14 protein-coding genes are annotated in these 15420 nt (G+C 39.7%); 7 read left to right on the forward strand and 7 right to left on the reverse strand.

All coding sequences use genetic code 11. The features are described 5' to 3' along the window. Positions 1 to 294: 294 nt before the first annotated feature. The gene (locus tag FTT72_RS12540; RefSeq protein ID WP_180005529.1) at positions 295 to 864 is read right to left on the reverse strand and encodes a peptidylprolyl isomerase; all 570 of its coding nucleotides are present in this window, start codon (positions 862 to 864) and stop codon (positions 295 to 297) included. Positions 865 to 965: 101 nt separating this feature from the next. On the opposite strand from FTT72_RS12540, the gene FTT72_RS12545 reads away from it, so the two are divergent. Next, positions 966 to 1637, forward strand: coding sequence for an acetoacetate decarboxylase family protein (locus FTT72_RS12545; protein WP_180027167.1), 672 nt, complete (start codon positions 966 to 968; stop codon positions 1635 to 1637). A gap of 63 nt (positions 1638 to 1700) precedes the next feature. Here the strand turns inward: FTT72_RS12545 and FTT72_RS12550 are convergent, their stop codons facing one another. Next, the gene (locus tag FTT72_RS12550; protein WP_180027164.1) at positions 1701 to 2771 is read right to left on the reverse strand and encodes an alpha/beta hydrolase; all 1071 of its coding nucleotides are present in this window, start codon (positions 2769 to 2771) and stop codon (positions 1701 to 1703) included. A 201-nt stretch (positions 2772 to 2972) separates the two neighbouring features. On the opposite strand from FTT72_RS12550, the gene FTT72_RS12555 reads away from it, so the two are divergent. After that, entirely contained in the window at positions 2973 to 3542 is a 570-nt protein-coding gene (locus FTT72_RS12555; protein ID WP_168379529.1) for a hypothetical protein, read from the forward strand. Positions 3543 to 3723: 181 nt separating this feature from the next. On the opposite strand, the gene FTT72_RS12560 is transcribed toward FTT72_RS12555, so the two are convergent. Beyond that, positions 3724 to 3951 carry a hypothetical protein gene (locus FTT72_RS12560; RefSeq protein WP_252725869.1) on the reverse strand — a complete coding sequence of 76 codons (228 nt, stop codon included), beginning with the start codon at positions 3949 to 3951 and terminating at the stop codon, positions 3724 to 3726. A gap of 936 nt (positions 3952 to 4887) precedes the next feature. Between FTT72_RS12560 and grpE the strand changes: the two genes are divergently transcribed. The 4 genes from grpE (at position 4888) to FTT72_RS12580 (ending at position 9147) form a co-directional block, all read left to right on the forward strand. Then, positions 4888 to 5427 (forward strand): nucleotide exchange factor GrpE, encoded by a 540-nt coding sequence (gene grpE / locus FTT72_RS12565; RefSeq protein WP_180178494.1) that lies wholly within the window; start codon positions 4888 to 4890, stop codon positions 5425 to 5427. Positions 5428 to 5581: 154 nt separating this feature from the next. After that, the gene (gene dnaK / locus FTT72_RS12570) at positions 5582 to 7522 is read left to right on the forward strand and encodes a molecular chaperone DnaK (protein ID WP_078194438.1); all 1941 of its coding nucleotides are present in this window, start codon (positions 5582 to 5584) and stop codon (positions 7520 to 7522) included. A 215-nt stretch (positions 7523 to 7737) separates the two neighbouring features. Beyond that, positions 7738 to 8649, forward strand: coding sequence for a matrixin family metalloprotease (locus FTT72_RS12575; RefSeq protein WP_180178479.1), 912 nt, complete (start codon positions 7738 to 7740; stop codon positions 8647 to 8649). A 120-nt stretch (positions 8650 to 8769) separates the two neighbouring features. Next, positions 8770 to 9147 carry a hypothetical protein gene (locus FTT72_RS12580; protein WP_168379524.1) on the forward strand — a complete coding sequence of 126 codons (378 nt, stop codon included), beginning with the start codon at positions 8770 to 8772 and terminating at the stop codon, positions 9145 to 9147. Positions 9148 to 9215: 68 nt separating this feature from the next. Here the strand turns inward: FTT72_RS12580 and erpA are convergent, their stop codons facing one another. From erpA to FTT72_RS12600, 4 genes are all read right to left on the reverse strand, one after another. Next, a complete protein-coding gene (gene erpA / locus FTT72_RS12585; RefSeq protein ID WP_078189499.1) occupies positions 9216 to 9551 on the reverse strand; it encodes an iron-sulfur cluster insertion protein ErpA in 336 nt (111 codons plus the stop codon). A 134-nt stretch (positions 9552 to 9685) separates the two neighbouring features. Beyond that, the gene (locus FTT72_RS12590; RefSeq protein ID WP_180147361.1) at positions 9686 to 10693 is read right to left on the reverse strand and encodes a putative solute-binding protein; all 1008 of its coding nucleotides are present in this window, start codon (positions 10691 to 10693) and stop codon (positions 9686 to 9688) included. A 201-nt stretch (positions 10694 to 10894) separates the two neighbouring features. Then, positions 10895 to 11905: a putative solute-binding protein gene (locus FTT72_RS12595; protein ID WP_180005536.1), complete on the reverse strand. Its 1011-nt coding sequence runs from the start codon at positions 11903 to 11905 to the stop codon at positions 10895 to 10897. Between the two features lie 256 nt (positions 11906 to 12161). Next, a complete protein-coding gene (locus FTT72_RS12600; protein ID WP_180022815.1) occupies positions 12162 to 13166 on the reverse strand; it encodes a putative solute-binding protein in 1005 nt (334 codons plus the stop codon). 196 nt (positions 13167 to 13362) lie between these two features. On the opposite strand from FTT72_RS12600, the gene FTT72_RS12605 reads away from it, so the two are divergent. Beyond that, positions 13363 to 15300, forward strand: coding sequence for an ATP-binding cassette domain-containing protein (locus tag FTT72_RS12605; protein ID WP_180050916.1), 1938 nt, complete (start codon positions 13363 to 13365; stop codon positions 15298 to 15300). Positions 15301 to 15420: the final 120 nt, after the last annotated feature.

The raw sequence follows: 15420 nt of genomic DNA on the forward strand, positions 1-15420 counted from the left end.
CAAGTTGTTCTTCATAATCTCTTAATGATCTTTCTAACATCTCGTCAATGCTAGAAGCTGGACTTCGATAAACTCAACAACTCAACGCTTCGCGTTTCGTTCGTTTCCGTCTATCTCGTCGGTATGGTGCTCATTATAGGGCAATTTCTTACACGTGCAAGTGCTTTTCACTCACAAAGAACACGAGTGTTTTATTTTTATGCACCATTATGGTTCAAAAAACACACTTTACTCACATAAATACATGATATTTATTACAAATATCATGTAAAATATTTTTCCTATTTTGTGTGCTTAGTTTTTTACAGGTGCTGCTTTAATCACCACACTCTGTATAACTACTGGGTTTACAGGGACATTCTGATGCATTCCATAGTTCGCAGTTGGAACTTTTACGATTTTATCGACGATATCCATACCTTTAGTGACCTTACCAAAAACAGCATATCCCGCATTCATTGCACTTTTATTGAGAAAGTCATTGTCTGCAACATTAATAAAGAACTGACTACTTGCTGAATCAGGATGATTCATCCGTGCCATTGCCAATGTGCCGCGCTTATTGCTCAAGCCATTACTTGATTCATTCTTAATAGCCGCTTTTGTTGGCTTCTCCTGCATTTTGACATCCATGCCCCCACCCTGAACCATAAATCCAGGAATCACGCGATGAAAGATCGTGCCGTTATAAAATTTTTCTTTTGCATAGCTTTCAAAGTTTTTAGCTGAGATAGGTGCCTTGTCATTGAATAGCTCAATTTCAATATTGCCTTGAGAGGTTTTCATTTCGACAATAGTATTGGCAGCAAAACTGCTTAAGCTCACACAGCCAAGTGCTGCGGTAAATAAAATCTGTTTTAACATTTGCTAACTCTTCTGGTTGATCTCGTACTTGTTATTGACTGTATATTAGTCTTTGATGATTAAAAAGTAATTATTCTGCCATTATTAAAACGAGAACAATGATGACGCAAATAATACCGTCGGACACTGCATTGACACATTTACCGCCTTGGCAACTGCGTGGCGATGCTTTTATTTTGAATTATTGGATCTCTCCGAGTTTTATCCAACAAGCGCAGATGTTCCGTTTAGCGACATCGCCTTTAGGTCGTGTGGTTCAGGTGTTATTGGTCCGATACCATGATTCACCTGTGGGCCCTTATGACGAATTGCTAATTTTAGATCACCCTTTATGGAGTAAGAAAAGGTTAAGTTCGATTCCTAAGATTTATGTTTCGACAGATATCTCTGTCATTCATGGTCAAAAACTCTGGGGTATTCCTAAAGAGTTGGCAAAGTTTGAATGGCAACAACATGACAATGAAGTGGTCTGTACTATAGAAGTTGAACAACACAAAATGCAGATCCGTTTAAAAAAATCACGTTCACAGCGTTCTTTCTATATTAATAGTCATCATATCCCTGCAGCGATGTTGCAAATCAGACAAGCGTGGGAAGGTAAGCGTTATCAATTTTCACCGAAGTTTCGTGGACGGCTCTCTAAACTGAAACAGGTAGAATGGCACAACACACAGGACATTTTTCCAAATTTTTCTGAAGCACGATTATTGCAAAGCTTTTATATCCCAGAATTTAGCCTCGTTTTTCCTGCTGCAAAAATCCAAGATAAATAACCCAATAAATAAAAACCCAGTGTTTCACGTGAAACACTGGGTTTACTTTATATAAAGGAATGATTAGCTACGTTTATCCCAAAATTTACGGAACTTCGTACTGATCTCGATCACGTATTTTTTAGCTCGGTGCGAAACCGGGGTTAAATTGATAAAACCATGGGTTTGATCGGTATATTCTTGATAAAACACTTTCACCCCTTGCTGACGGAGTTTATGCGAATAAATTTCACCTTCGTCATGTAAAACATCATGCCCTGCCGTCACGATATACGCGGGTGCGATACCTGCCAATTTTCCATAGGTCGGTGAAATTAATGGATCATCCAAGGCCACTGCATGTTGTTCCGCATATAAAGCGGTTACGACATCAATATCTTTTTCAGTCAGAACCAGACCATCTTTATACGCATAGAAAGATGGGTGGCGACTCTTAAAATCCACTACTGGGTAAATTAATAGCTGAGCTTGCGGGGCAAAAACTTTTTGAGCACTGCGCTGTGCAACCGCAGTAGCAATATTGCCGCCTGCACTATCCCCTGCCACCGCAATTCGATTTTTTAGAATTTTAAACTGACGACTATTTTGATAAGTCCAAGCCAATGCATCTTCACAACTTTGCATTAATTGAGCTGGGCTGGCTTCTGGTGTTAAAGGATAATCAATACTTAAAACTTGTGTTTTGGCATGCACAGCCAATAAACGACAAACTTCATCATGCGTGTCTAAACCACCCACCACAAAACCACCACCATGATAAAACACGATCATCGGTAATTTTTTATTTGGAGCAGGATGATAATGACGCGCAAACAGCGTTGCACTTTGTAAAGGTAGACGTATATCTTGCACTTGTTTCACAAAGGTCGGCTTGGTCTTGATCGACTCCATCTGTAAATCAAATAATTTACGAGACTTCACATAGTCTTCGGTCACAAAGCCTGACTTACCTTGCTTGAGTTGAGCCGCCATCATGCATTTCACCAGCGGATCTAATTCTGGAAAAATAAACGGATAATCGAGACGTTTTGCGAGGCTTTCTTTGGCAAAGTTAGGAAGACGATCAAGTAACCGAGCAGCCGTACCTTGGCCTTTATCTTTCATATTTTTAAGTGATTCATTCAATGCAAACATGCTCTATCCTTCGAATTATGCTCTTCATACTTTCTACATGATCTAGGTCAAATGTGACCATATTCACATATAAGTCTCAACATCGACATACATAGTACAGACCTAGTTAAGCTAATCTTCTTTTATAAAGTTGTCATTGACAATTTACCCAAGTTTTATGGGTTGATTATGCTAACCCATTCTCGATAAAGGATACTCACCATGGCTAAAAAGATCATCCTTCTGTCTTTTGCGACTGCTTTTTTGGCTGTAGGCTGCGTAGCATTCCCTGAAGATGGTTACTACGATGGACGTTATGATCAACGTTATGACCGCCGTTATGATAATAATGATCGACGCTATGATAATCGTTATGATCGCCGTTACGACAGTCGTTATGAACAAGACCGCCGTACATGGGAACGTCAGCAACAACAACGTAATCGTTTAGAGCTCGAACGTAGAAAGCAGCAACTTGACCAGCGTAACTGGGAACAGAATCGTAAAAATCAACAAGAGTGGGATCGTCGTAAAAACGAACTCGAACGTCAACGTCTAGAGCAACAGCGTAAATACTCTGAAGCTGAACGTCGTAAACGTGCTGAACAAGATCGTCAAAAAGTCAGCAAAGAGCGTCAGCGCTTAGAAGAACAGCGCCGTAAAGCCAGTCAAGATCGTAGAAAACAAATTGAGCAAGAGCGCAAAAAAAATATTCAAGATTTAAGAAAGGCATCAGATCAACAACGTAAAGCGGCTGAAGAACGTCGTCGCGCGTGGGAAAATCGCCGTTAATTGTTGTTTTTGCAGATCGGTTAAAAGTAAAAAGCTCATCTACATGATGGGCTTTTTTTCGTTCACTAAAAATAGAAAAGGTAAAAAAAAGCAATAGAAAAGAAAATAGACAGAAGAGGCATCCTATCTTCTGTCTATTCTTGACTGCCTGTTGTTACAGGTCAGAGAGCATTAAACAATCTTATTGCTGAATTGTAGGTTGTGGTGCAGGCGCAGATTGAACTTCAGCACCTTGAGCTGATGGATCTGCTTGAACCACAGCACCCGATTGCTCTGTCGTTACAGATGCTTCAGTTGCAGACGTTACTTGTGCGGTTTCTGGAGATTCTACAGTTTCTTGAGAAGTACAACCTACCGCAGCTAAACCAAAACCTAAAACTGCGACAGCGAATAAACCAATTTTTTTCATCTTCATTATTTCCTTCATTGAATCATTAAAAGCAAAGCTCAACTTTGCCCGAGTCATAATGGAAAATAATTCTGTGAAGTTCCCACCTTCTGAGTTGTACTTTGTACGAGGCAAGGTACAGCTTATGAAATGTTTTATTAATCAGGCAGTTTTCTTTTATATTGAGGCTTTACATCATTTTTTTAACTCAAGTGCTTTGTTTTTTATTAAAAAAATAAATATAAATGGTTTTAAATAAAGCGTGATCAGAGCTTTTGAATACAATAAATTCCAACAAAACTTGCAACTCAGTTACTTAAGTGGCTGTTTTTATAAATTTCATGCAAAAAAAAGCCTGCTTATGAGAGAAGCAGGCCATGAAAAACACATTCGAAATAAATTCGGAAACTACAGCGATAGAATCTGAAACAAAGAATACTGTGCTGATCATTTTTTGTGAAATATTTAATAAAACTGATACTAAGAGTTTTTATGTATAAATATTAACCACTATTTTTGAGGCAAAAAAAATGCTGATTCTTGGGAAATCAGCATGGAAAAGTGTTTCTAAAATCTAGAGGTAGTCACCATATCCCTCTCTCCAGTGGATATGGTCACTTCCGATAGATAAATTATGCAAATTTTCAGGCACAAAGAGAAACCGTTAAAATTTATGATGAAAATCTATAAATCCGATCAAAATGTGATTATACATTTAAATCAATAATTTATATTTTCATAGAATTTAATTTTGCAGTCGATATTTGGCTGAAAAACCATTTTTTTGAATAAAAAACTGCATTTAATCGCTGACTTCGCTTGAATTTTTATCCCCTGCCCCGATTTCTTCTATTAATCATGAATTCAAAACGCATGGCAGTTACGCATCGATGTCGTTTGAACGCACAGCTATAAGGACTGAACATGTTTAAGAACCCATTTAAACGGAGTAAATCAATGGCGACTGAGCAAAACCAAGACGCTCAAGATCTTCAACAAGAGCAAGCAGAACAGCAAACTCAAGCTGAAAACGAGCAAGCTGAAGTTTCAGTTGAAGATTTACAAGCACAAATCACCAATTTAGAAGAAAGCTTAAAACTTGAAAAAGCACGTACTGCAAATGCCGTATATGAAGCGCAAAAAAGTGTAGAGCGCATTCAACGCGAATCTGAAAAGCATAAAGATACTGTGCTGGAAAAATTTGCAAAACAATTGCTTGAGTCAGTTGATAACCTTGAACGCGCGATTGCTGCGGCAGGTGATGAAAAATCAGGTTTATCTGAAGGTGTAGAACTTACACTGAAATCATTGCTCAGCACTTTAGAAAAATTTGGTGTGGTTGCTGTGGATACTGCAAATGGTTTCAATGCAGATTTTCATCAGGCTGTGGGCATCGATCCAAATGCCAAATCGAATGAAATTGGGACAGTATTGCAAAAAGGCTATAGCTTAAACGGTCGTCTATTACGCCCTGCTATGGTTATGGTTGGTGCATAAAGACAAATTTTCTGAGACGAATTAAAAATTTTAACCAATAGTACTTGAAAATTTTTGATTGGCTCTCATATCGGATAACAAGTAAATCCCTTTTTACTTCCCTTTGAGAAAGGGAAGAGTTTGGGAATAAAAGAATTTTAGAGGAAACATCCAAATGGCGAAAATCATTGGTATTGACTTAGGTACTACAAACTCTTGCGTAGCAGTACTTGAAGGCGACAAAGTAAAAGTAATCGACAACGCTGAAGGCGCTCGTACAACTCCATCTATTATTGCGTATAAAGATGGCGAGATCCTTGTCGGTCAATCTGCTAAACGTCAAGCAGTGACTAACCCTAAAAACACATTATTTGCAATCAAACGTTTGATCGGTCGTAAGTACCAAGACCAAGCTGTGCAAAAAGATATCGGCCTTGTACCTTACAAAATCATCAAAGCTGACAATGGCGATGCTTGGGTTGACGTAAACGACAAGAAACTTGCACCACAACAAATCTCTGCTGAAATCTTGAAAAAGATGAAAAAAACAGCTGAAGACTACCTTGGTGAAACAGTAACTGAAGCGGTAATTACTGTTCCTGCGTACTTTAACGATGCTCAACGTCAAGCAACGAAAGATGCAGGTAAAATTGCTGGTTTAGATGTTAAACGTATCATCAACGAACCAACGGCTGCTGCACTTGCGTTCGGTATGGACAAAAAAGAAGGCGACCGTAAAGTTGCGGTTTACGACTTAGGTGGTGGTACTTTCGACGTATCAATCATTGAAATCGCTGACCTTGATGGCGACCAACAAATCGAAGTGTTATCTACAAACGGTGATACATTCCTTGGTGGTGAAGACTTCGATAATGCATTAATTGAATACTTGGTTGAAGAGTTCAAGAAAGAACAAAGCGTAAACTTGAAACAAGATCCTCTTGCACTTCAACGTTTAAAAGAAGCTGCTGAAAAAGCAAAAATCGAGCTTTCTTCTTCGAATGCAACAGAAATCAACCTTCCATACATCACAGCAGATGCGACTGGTCCTAAACACTTAGTGATCAACGTGACTCGCTCTAAACTTGAAGGTTTAGTTGCTGAATTGGTTGCTCGTACAATTGAACCATGTAAGATTGCACTTAAAGATGCAGGTCTTTCAACCTCTGACATCTCTGACGTAATCTTGGTGGGTGGTCAGTCTCGTATGCCACTTGTACAACAAAAAGTACAAGAGTTCTTCGGCCGTGAGCCACGTAAAGACGTGAACCCAGATGAAGCTGTAGCGATGGGTGCTGCGATTCAAGGTGCAGTACTTTCAGGTGATAAAACTGACGTACTTCTTCTTGACGTAACTCCGCTTACACTTGGTATTGAAACAATGGGTGGCGTGTTAACAGCGATCATTGAGAAAAACACGACGATTCCTGCGAAGAAATCTCAAGTGTTCTCAACTGCTGCAGACAACCAACCAGCTGTAGACATTTCAGTTTACCAAGGTGAACGTAAAATGGCTCAACAAAACAAATTGTTGGGTAACTTCCAATTGGGCGATATTCCACCTGCTCCACGTGGTGTACCACAAATTGAAGTATCATTTGACATCAACGCTGATGGTATCTTGAAAGTATCTGCAAAAGATAAGAGCACAGGTAAAGAGCAATCAATTCAAATTAAAGCTAACTCTGGTTTGAGCGATGCTGAAATTGAAGCGATGATCAAAGATGCTGAAGCGAATGCTGAAGAAGATCGTAAATTTGAAGAATTAGCGAAAGCACGTAACGAAGCTGATGCACTTGTTTCTTCTGCTCAAAAAGCAGTAAAAGATCTTGGTGAACAGGTAACTGCTGATGAGAAATCTGCAATCGATGCTGCTGTAGCTGAGCTCGAAGCAGCGACTAAAGAAAACGATGTAGATGCAATCAAAGCGAAAACTGAAGCACTTCAAAACATCATTATGCCGATCACTCAACGTGCTTATGAAGCTGCACAAGGTCAAGGCGGTGCTGAAGGTTTTGATCCTAACGCTTTCCAAGGCGCTGAAGGTCAAGCTCAAAAAGCAGATGACGGCGTTGTAGATGCTGAGTTCACTGAAGTGAAAGATGACAAAAAATAATTTGTCGCTTTAACTGAGTTTTTCAAAGCTCAAAAAGACCGCGCGAAAGCGCGGTTTTTTTTGTGGATGATTTTATCTGCATCAGGCAATATTCAAATAACACGCAAACGTTCAAACAGCCACATTCTTCTCGACTCACCATCAATCTAAACTTAGATTTGCATAGCGCTAAATTTCAGTTAAATTAATGCAAAATAATCAAGTTTTGCGACGCTATGCGTTTGATTTTAATTATTGTTGTCATCGTTTTGAGTACTTGGTGGATCTATCAAACCAAGCAGCATCCTCAACTGAAATTTAATTCAATTTCAGATCGACTTTTACACCCTCTCGATACCCGATTGCGTTATCGGGTTGCTGATGTCGATCCGCGTTTTGGATTAAGCCAACAACAAGTCATTCAACTTAGCCAAGAGGCTGCAGAGATATGGCATAAAGGGACGCTCAAACCGTTATTTATCTATGACCCAGATGCACAACTGGCGATCCATCTCATTTATGATGATCGCCAAAAACAATACAACGCCTATAAGCAAGTCCAAAAGACCTTAGCCGCAGATAAAGCTCGTAATGATTTATATGCCGAGAACTTAGCAAATTCGAGAAAAGGTCTGGAGATGAATGAGCAACAGCTCCGATCAAAACAAGCCATGATCCGTGTGGAAATCGCACAGCTGTCGCAAGAACGTATGAGTTGGAGCCGAATCGAGCATGCGCAAGGCCCCAATATGCAACGCGTTGAAAGAGAACTTGCGCAAGTCAAAGCACAAGCGATGCAATTAGACCAAGAAATAGATCGATTTAATCAGCAAAATGATCAATTTAACCAACAAGTCTCAAGTTATAACCAGCAAATCGATCAATATAATGCGGGCGTGATACAAGCCAGTCAGCGCTTTCCTGCACGAGAGTTTCATAAAGGCGTTTTTATGGGCGATCAGATTCAGATTTATCAATTTGATGCCGAAGATGATTTACGCCTCACTCTTGCCCACGAACTCGGACATGCTCTCGGCTTATCTCACCATAATGACCCTACTGCATTAATGTACCCAATCTTGGGCGCGCAACAATTAGAAAACTTTAAACTGATGCCAGCAGACCAAAGCTTACTGTATTATCGCTAGTGTGCCCTGAGCATAAAAAACCATACAATTTATAAGGATATTGCAGGATTCACCAACAAAAATCAGCATTTCATGTTATTGTTGATCTGCAATAATCCCCTTATATCAATGACATCTTCCGTGGAGAGCAATGTGAGTTACTACCATATCTTAATTGAAGTGAATGACCACATCAGCACGATTGAACAAACCCGTGATATTGAGCTTTTTGATATTACCGAAATTCAACCTTATCTCCATGCGGTACTTTTACCATTTTTTAATGAGCAACTCATCGAACTCGAAGACGAAAATCTTGAGTTTAAAGATGTCTTGCATTTACAAGTCAAACAAACCCTTTTGCCGATCCGTGACCTCATCGAAGAAGAACAACGCCTGCTTCCGAGTGATACCGATGTCACCATTACGGCTTATGAAATTTTTAATAATTATCAATTGAGTCAAGACGTGACCACAGTGATTTTAGATCTGTTAGAAGCGCTTAAATTTGAAGCCTAATATCGATTTTAAACATTAAAAAAGCCCTCAAAATGAGGGCTTTTTTATGGCTCAATTCATCATCCTGATTAGATCGAGAATGAAGATCCACATCCACACGTGGTTGTCGCATTCGGGTTTTGTACCACAAAACGAGAACCTTCAAGACCTTCAATATAATCGACTGTTGAACCAACCAAATATTGATAACTAAGTGAATCTACCAACATTTTCACGTCTTCATTGATAAATTCAGCATCATCTTCGTTTTGGCTTTCTGCAAAATTAAATCCATATGAGAAACCTGAACAACCACCACCAGTCACATATACACGTAACATGAGGTCTTGATTACCTTCACTGTCACGCAATTGGCGTACTTTATTGGCAGCATTGTCAGTCAGCACAAGTGCTTGAGCATTCATGATGGATTCCTCTGAGTCATTGGGGTGTCTTTAAAAAGAAAAGACCATATTTCAAGTATAACATACTCAATATATGGTCAGTCTTCACAGTTTAAAGTTAAATCAGAGTATTTTTCTCAAGATTCATTTAAAACCTATTTATAGTTTTCTTCCTGTAATGCGCATTCGAAGTTTTTCGGGTCTTGTTTACAGCGGAATTGCCATAACAATTTCATCATTCGCTTGTCGTAAATGCCACGTTTAGTCAAATCAATACGCGCTTCACGCATCATTTTTTGATAACCAGCTTTGTCTGCAGTGGGAACATCCATCCAATATTTAGCTGGAATTTCTGACTTCATTTTGCCTAAAATCGTGAATGCACGAGGTAATTGTGTTTTGACCCAATCACGTGATTTTTGCCCATAACCTGCTGGGAATTTATCTGGGCGAATAATGATATTTCCCGTGACTTGTAAAATTGGATAATTGACGATTGCGCCTTTGCTGCCTAAACCTTTGTGTAATTCTAATGGTTTGAACACAGCTGCAGGAGCACCAATAATATCCACCTGACCATTGTTAAATTTAGCGCCAAAATTGGTTACATCGGCACTGACCGCTTGAGCCCCGACCTGCTGCACCATAATTTTCTGCGCTTCATCATAATCAAGCACCGCAATTTTTTTACCTGCTGCTTTAGCGACAGTATTGATACTACGGTCATTCACCAACAGGTAGGCATCACCTACAGGAATCACACCTACCACTTCATATTTACTATTGACCATGCTCTTTGCAAACGTTGGACTCGCAAGGCCTTGCATCACTTTAACCGCAAGTTTCAAATCTGGAATTGCACCAATCGCATCTAAAGAACCGGTAAAATTGTTGAATTGACGACCACGCATACCTGTGACACTGATCCCATCACATTTACCGGCTTTAAAATCTTCCGCAATCACCGCTTCATTTTGACTGACGCGGAGCTCAATGTCTGCGCCCCAGTTTTTTGCCGCCAATTGGTAATCTCTCATCAGGGTAAAAACATCACCATTTTTACCCACCAAATCAAATACACACACCACTTGCTTTGCTTGAGCTACGCCATTCACCGCCATTAACGCAGCAGCAATACTCAATGCCTTTGTCCATTGTTTCATACTGACTTTCCTTGTTTTTTACTGTTTTTGTTTTAACCATTTTTTGATTTTTGGGTCATGCGGAGTATGATTAAATATACTCACAGCCCTCGATTTCAATTTAGATTACCTGAATATTTTGCTGACTCAATGGCGAAAATGACCTATGCATTTGCGAAAAAAAGCCCGGATAAATCCAGGCTTTTTTCTTTAAATATCAGTTTATTCGCCGCTAAGTGAACATTCAAAATTGGCTTTATCGACAGAACAACGTGCCTTTTTCAATACTGACATCATGCCCGCATCATAAATGCCACGTTTCGTCATATCCATACGACCTTCACGCAATAATTTTTGATATTTGGTTTTATCTTCTGCACTTAAGTTAAGTTTATATTTCGCAGGAATACCCGCCTCTAAACGGTTAATCATCGCAATACTCTTCGGTAAATGTTTCACAAACCAATCACGAGATTTTTGACCAAAGCCTGCTGGGAACTGATCAGGACGAATAATAAAGTCCGCGGTCACTTGTAAAACTGGGAAGTTAAACATCGCACCATTGGTACCTAAACCCTTATAAATCTCTAATGGTTTGTAGGCATACGCAGGCGCACCCACCATATCGACCTGACCATTATTAAACTTCGCCACAAAGTTAGATACATCTGAAACCACAGCTTGAGCGCCGACACGTTGCACCATAATTTTTTGTGCTTCGTCATAGCCTAATACTGCAAACTTTTTACCTGCTGCTTTTTCAATTGAGTCAATTTTTTTGTCTTTGACAAAGATGAATGCTGAACCCAGTGGAGCAATACCCGCCACTTCGTATTTCTTACCACCTAGGTTGCTGACCATTTTTGCAGCATTACGTTGGTCTAATGCAAAGGTAATCGCACGTTGCGCAATTGCATTGCTCGGTGCGCCACCAAGCGCATCAATCGAACCTGCAAATTTATTGTATTGACGAGCACGCATTGCCGTCATAAATACGCCATCACATTTACCCGCTTTAAAATCATTGTCGGCTACTGCTTCATCTTGACGCGGAATTAAGTTAATTTCAGCACCCCAGCCTTTTGCTGCAAGCGCCCATTCCTGAGCCATTTGGTATGACTCACCTGACTTACCCAGTAAGTCAAATACACAGATATCTACTTTTGCTGCCTGAGCTGAACCAGCAAAGCCAATTGCAGCAAATGTAGCCAATGATAGGAGCGTTTTTTTCATTCTATTTTCCTTTCAAATCTTTTTATGGTTCAGAGGTGTCCTTACACAACGCCGATATTAAGCAAGTTAATTTAAAAAAAATAGAGCATTTACTCCATTTATTTATGTCATTTTGGCACATTCTGTTTTTTTGTGATTAATATCACTTTTTTATTTAAGGCAAAATTATAAATATAATCATCATGTTGTATGCAAAAAAGGCTTTTTGCATTTACAGCCTTTTTATGAAACTTTACAAAGAAATACAGAAAAAAGCTTATTCACCCGCCACTGAACACTCAAAATTGGTTCGCTCAATCGTACAACGTGCTTTTTTCAGTACCGTCATCATGGTGGAGTCGTAGATTCCTTGTTTGGTTAAATCCATCCGTCCTTCACGCAATATTTTCTGATATTTCAACTGATCATCTTTGCTGAGATTCATCTTATATTTGGCAGGAATTTCAGCTTCCATGCGTTTTACCATGGCAAAACTTTTCGGTAATTGTTTAACGAACCATTGCCGAGAAGGCTCTGCAAAACCATCTGGGAATTTATTGTTACGAATAATCAGGTCTGCCGTGACATTCACCACAGGAAAATTCACCATCGCCCCAGTAGTGCCTAAGCCTTTTGAAATTTCGAGTGGCTTAAAGGCATAAGCCGGCGCAGCCACAATTTCAACTTCGGCCTGATTAAATTTGCGAATAAAATTGGAAATTTCCGACATGACTGGCACAGCGCCGACACGGTCGACCATCTCTTTTTGCGCATAGTCATAATGCAAAATGGCAAATTTTTTACCTTCAGCTTTTTCTAAATTATTGATATTGCGATCACGGACAAAAATATAGGCTGAACCAATTTGCCCAATCCCTGCCACTTCATAACTATCTTTACCTGAATTGGTAATCAGTCGCTTACTGTTCCGCTTATCTAAGACATAGGTAATGGCTTTTTGTGCGATGGTATTGTTCGGTACACCGCCAATGGCATCAATCGAACCAGCAAATTTGTTATACGCACGTGCCCGCATCGAGGTCATATAAAATGCGTCACATTTCCCTTCTTTAAAATCTTTATCGACTTTGGATTCATCTTGATATGAAATCAGTTGAACTTGTGCTCCCCATGCCTTACTGGCTAGAGACCACTCTTCCATTAGCTTATAAGATTCCCCTGCTTTTCCAAGTAAATCGAACACACAGACCTTCTGATTGGCATAGCTTTGTGCAGACATCACACCTGAAAGAAGCGATAAAATTAAAATTCCTTTTCTCATTTCTTATATTCCCAATATGTTTTATTAATCCATTTAAAACAACAACTTGAAATATTTTTTTAATACTAAAGCCAGTTCAATATACCTAAATACGTGGAATCTGTCACATTTTTTCAGATGGTTGCGATGCTTTGTTTTTTCTTTTGCAAAGCCATCCATTAGAATAGCCTCACATTCTTCTTGTTTAGTTAGTTCCATGATTCAGTTAGACCAACTTTCCATTCGTCGCGGTGGGCGTGTTTTATTTCAAAAAGCATCTATGCAATTGCATCCAGGCTGGAAAATCGGCTTAACCGGTGTAAATGGTGCGGGTAAATCGACTCTTTTTTCTGCGCTTTTAGGTGGAATGGAATCTGATGGTGGTTCATTAACTCGTCCTGCGGTATGGACCGTCGCGCATATGGCGCAAGAAATCAAAGCACTCGATATGAAAGCGATTGATTTCGTTCTATCAGGCGATGAAGAATATTGGGATATACAACATAAACTTGAACATCCAGAGCAATTAGACAATGAAGCGTTGGCACACTTATATGGCCGATTTGATGAAATCCATGGCTATACAGCACCATCCAAAGCCTCACAGCTGATGGCTGGCCTGGGTTTCTTTGAACATCAGTCCCAGCTCAATGTTTCAAGCTTTTCAGGTGGTTGGCGTATGCGTTTAAACCTTGCGCGTACCCTGATGAGCCGTTCTGACCTTTTATTACTCGATGAACCAACCAACCACTTAGACTTAGATGCGATTTTGTGGTTAGAAGATTGGTTAAAAGCTTATGAAGGCACACTGATCTTGATTTCACATGACCGTGATTTCTTAGATGCGGTGACTGATCATATTTTACACATCGAAAATCAAGAGCTGACGCTTTACACCGGTAACTATTCAACCTTTGAACGCACCCGTTCTGAGCGCTTGGCACAACAACAACAAGCCTATGAAAAACAACTCGAAACTCGTGCGCATCTCCAAAAATTTATTGACCGTTTTAAAGCCAAAGCGACTAAAGCTAAGCAGGCTCAAAGCCGTATTAAACAATTAGAACGTATGCAGGAACTTTCTGCCGCGCATGTCGATACGCCATTTACCTTTAGTTTCCGTGAGCCAACCAAAATGAGCTCGCCGCTGTTACAAATGGAACATGTCGATATTGGCTATGGTGACAAACTGATTGCCACCAATGTGAATTTACAGATTACCCCAAACAGTCGCATTGGTTTACTCGGGATGAATGGTGCGGGTAAATCAACCTTAATTAAATCCTTGGTTGGTGACCTTCCCTTATTACAAGGGACGCGCAAAGCCTCGGAACTGTTAAATATTGGCTATTTTGCACAGCATCAAATGGATGCTCTAGATGGCAATGCCAGCCCAATGTTGCAATTATCTCGAATCGCTGACAAAAAAATCAGTGAAGCGGTATTACGTTCATTCTTAGGTAGCTTTGGTTTTAGTGGCGAACGCATGGATACGCCAAGTGAAGGATTTTCAGGCGGTGAACGAGCACGATTGGCTTTAGCTTTGATTGTTTGGCAGCGCCCCAATGTTTTAATTCTAGATGAACCGACCAACCATTTAGACCTTGATATGCGTCATGCGCTAACTATGGCATTACAAGACTTTGAAGGCGCTGTGGTTTTGGTTTCGCATGAACGTCAATTGATTGCCAGTGTTTGTGACGAATTATTATTGGTACATCATGGGAAATGTCGCGAATTTGATGGTGACCTCGTGGCTTATGCCGATTGGCTGCGTCAAGCACGGATCGACATGATGAAAAATAGTCAACAAGCCCCGACTCCCATCAAATCTCAAGTTGAAACTAAACCGACGATTTCCAAAGTCGATAAAGAAGCGCAACGTAAAGAAGCTGCACGTCAGCGTGAATTGACCCGCCCGATTCGTAAAAACATTGAAAAAAATGAAGCGCAAATCAGCAAAATTCAGCCACGCTTAAACGAAATTGAGGAATTATTAGCAGACAGTGCTTTATATGAAGCCAGTCGTAAAGATGACTTACTCAAACTAATGAATGAGCAAACAGAATTAAAAGCCAAACTTGAATCTGTCGAAGAGCAAATGCTTGAATTAATGATGGAATTAGAAGAAATGGAAAGTAGTTTTGAGGCTTAATTTAAAAAGCAAAACCCTAGATTTGCATTATTAAGAAAACCTAACTTAAGCTCAAAAAATCAATCGCCGTGAAATTTAAATGTTCCACGGCGATTTTTTATTTATACTTCACAATAATAA

The sequence above is a fragment of the Acinetobacter sp. YH01005 genome (assembly GCF_013420465.1).
In the GTDB taxonomy this organism is placed as follows: Bacteria; Pseudomonadota; Gammaproteobacteria; order Pseudomonadales; family Moraxellaceae; genus Acinetobacter; species Acinetobacter amyesii.

Coding starts and splice junctions, on each gene's coding strand:
- FTT72_RS12600 (WP_180022815.1), bottom strand. CDS start 13,166: ATGAGAAAAGGAATTTTAATTTTATCGCTTCTTTCAGGTGTGATGTCT.
- FTT72_RS12560 (WP_252725869.1), bottom strand. CDS start 3,951: ATGAAAAAAATTGGTTTATTCGCTGTCGCAGTTTTAGGTTTTGGTTTA.
- FTT72_RS12555 (WP_168379529.1), top strand. CDS start 2,973: ATGGCTAAAAAGATCATCCTTCTGTCTTTTGCGACTGCTTTTTTGGCT.
- FTT72_RS12575 (WP_180178479.1), top strand. CDS start 7,738: ATGCGTTTGATTTTAATTATTGTTGTCATCGTTTTGAGTACTTGGTGG.
- FTT72_RS12545 (WP_180027167.1), top strand. CDS start 966: ATGACGCAAATAATACCGTCGGACACTGCATTGACACATTTACCGCCT.
- erpA (WP_078189499.1), bottom strand. CDS start 9,551: ATGAATGCTCAAGCACTTGTGCTGACTGACAATGCTGCCAATAAAGTA.
- FTT72_RS12590 (WP_180147361.1), bottom strand. CDS start 10,693: ATGAAACAATGGACAAAGGCATTGAGTATTGCTGCTGCGTTAATGGCG.
- FTT72_RS12605 (WP_180050916.1), top strand. CDS start 13,363: ATGATTCAGTTAGACCAACTTTCCATTCGTCGCGGTGGGCGTGTTTTA.
- FTT72_RS12550 (WP_180027164.1), bottom strand. CDS start 2,771: ATGTTTGCATTGAATGAATCACTTAAAAATATGAAAGATAAAGGCCAA.
- dnaK (WP_078194438.1), top strand. CDS start 5,582: ATGGCGAAAATCATTGGTATTGACTTAGGTACTACAAACTCTTGCGTA.
- FTT72_RS12595 (WP_180005536.1), bottom strand. CDS start 11,905: ATGAAAAAAACGCTCCTATCATTGGCTACATTTGCTGCAATTGGCTTT.
- FTT72_RS12540 (WP_180005529.1), bottom strand. CDS start 864: ATGTTAAAACAGATTTTATTTACCGCAGCACTTGGCTGTGTGAGCTTA.
- grpE (WP_180178494.1), top strand. CDS start 4,888: ATGGCGACTGAGCAAAACCAAGACGCTCAAGATCTTCAACAAGAGCAA.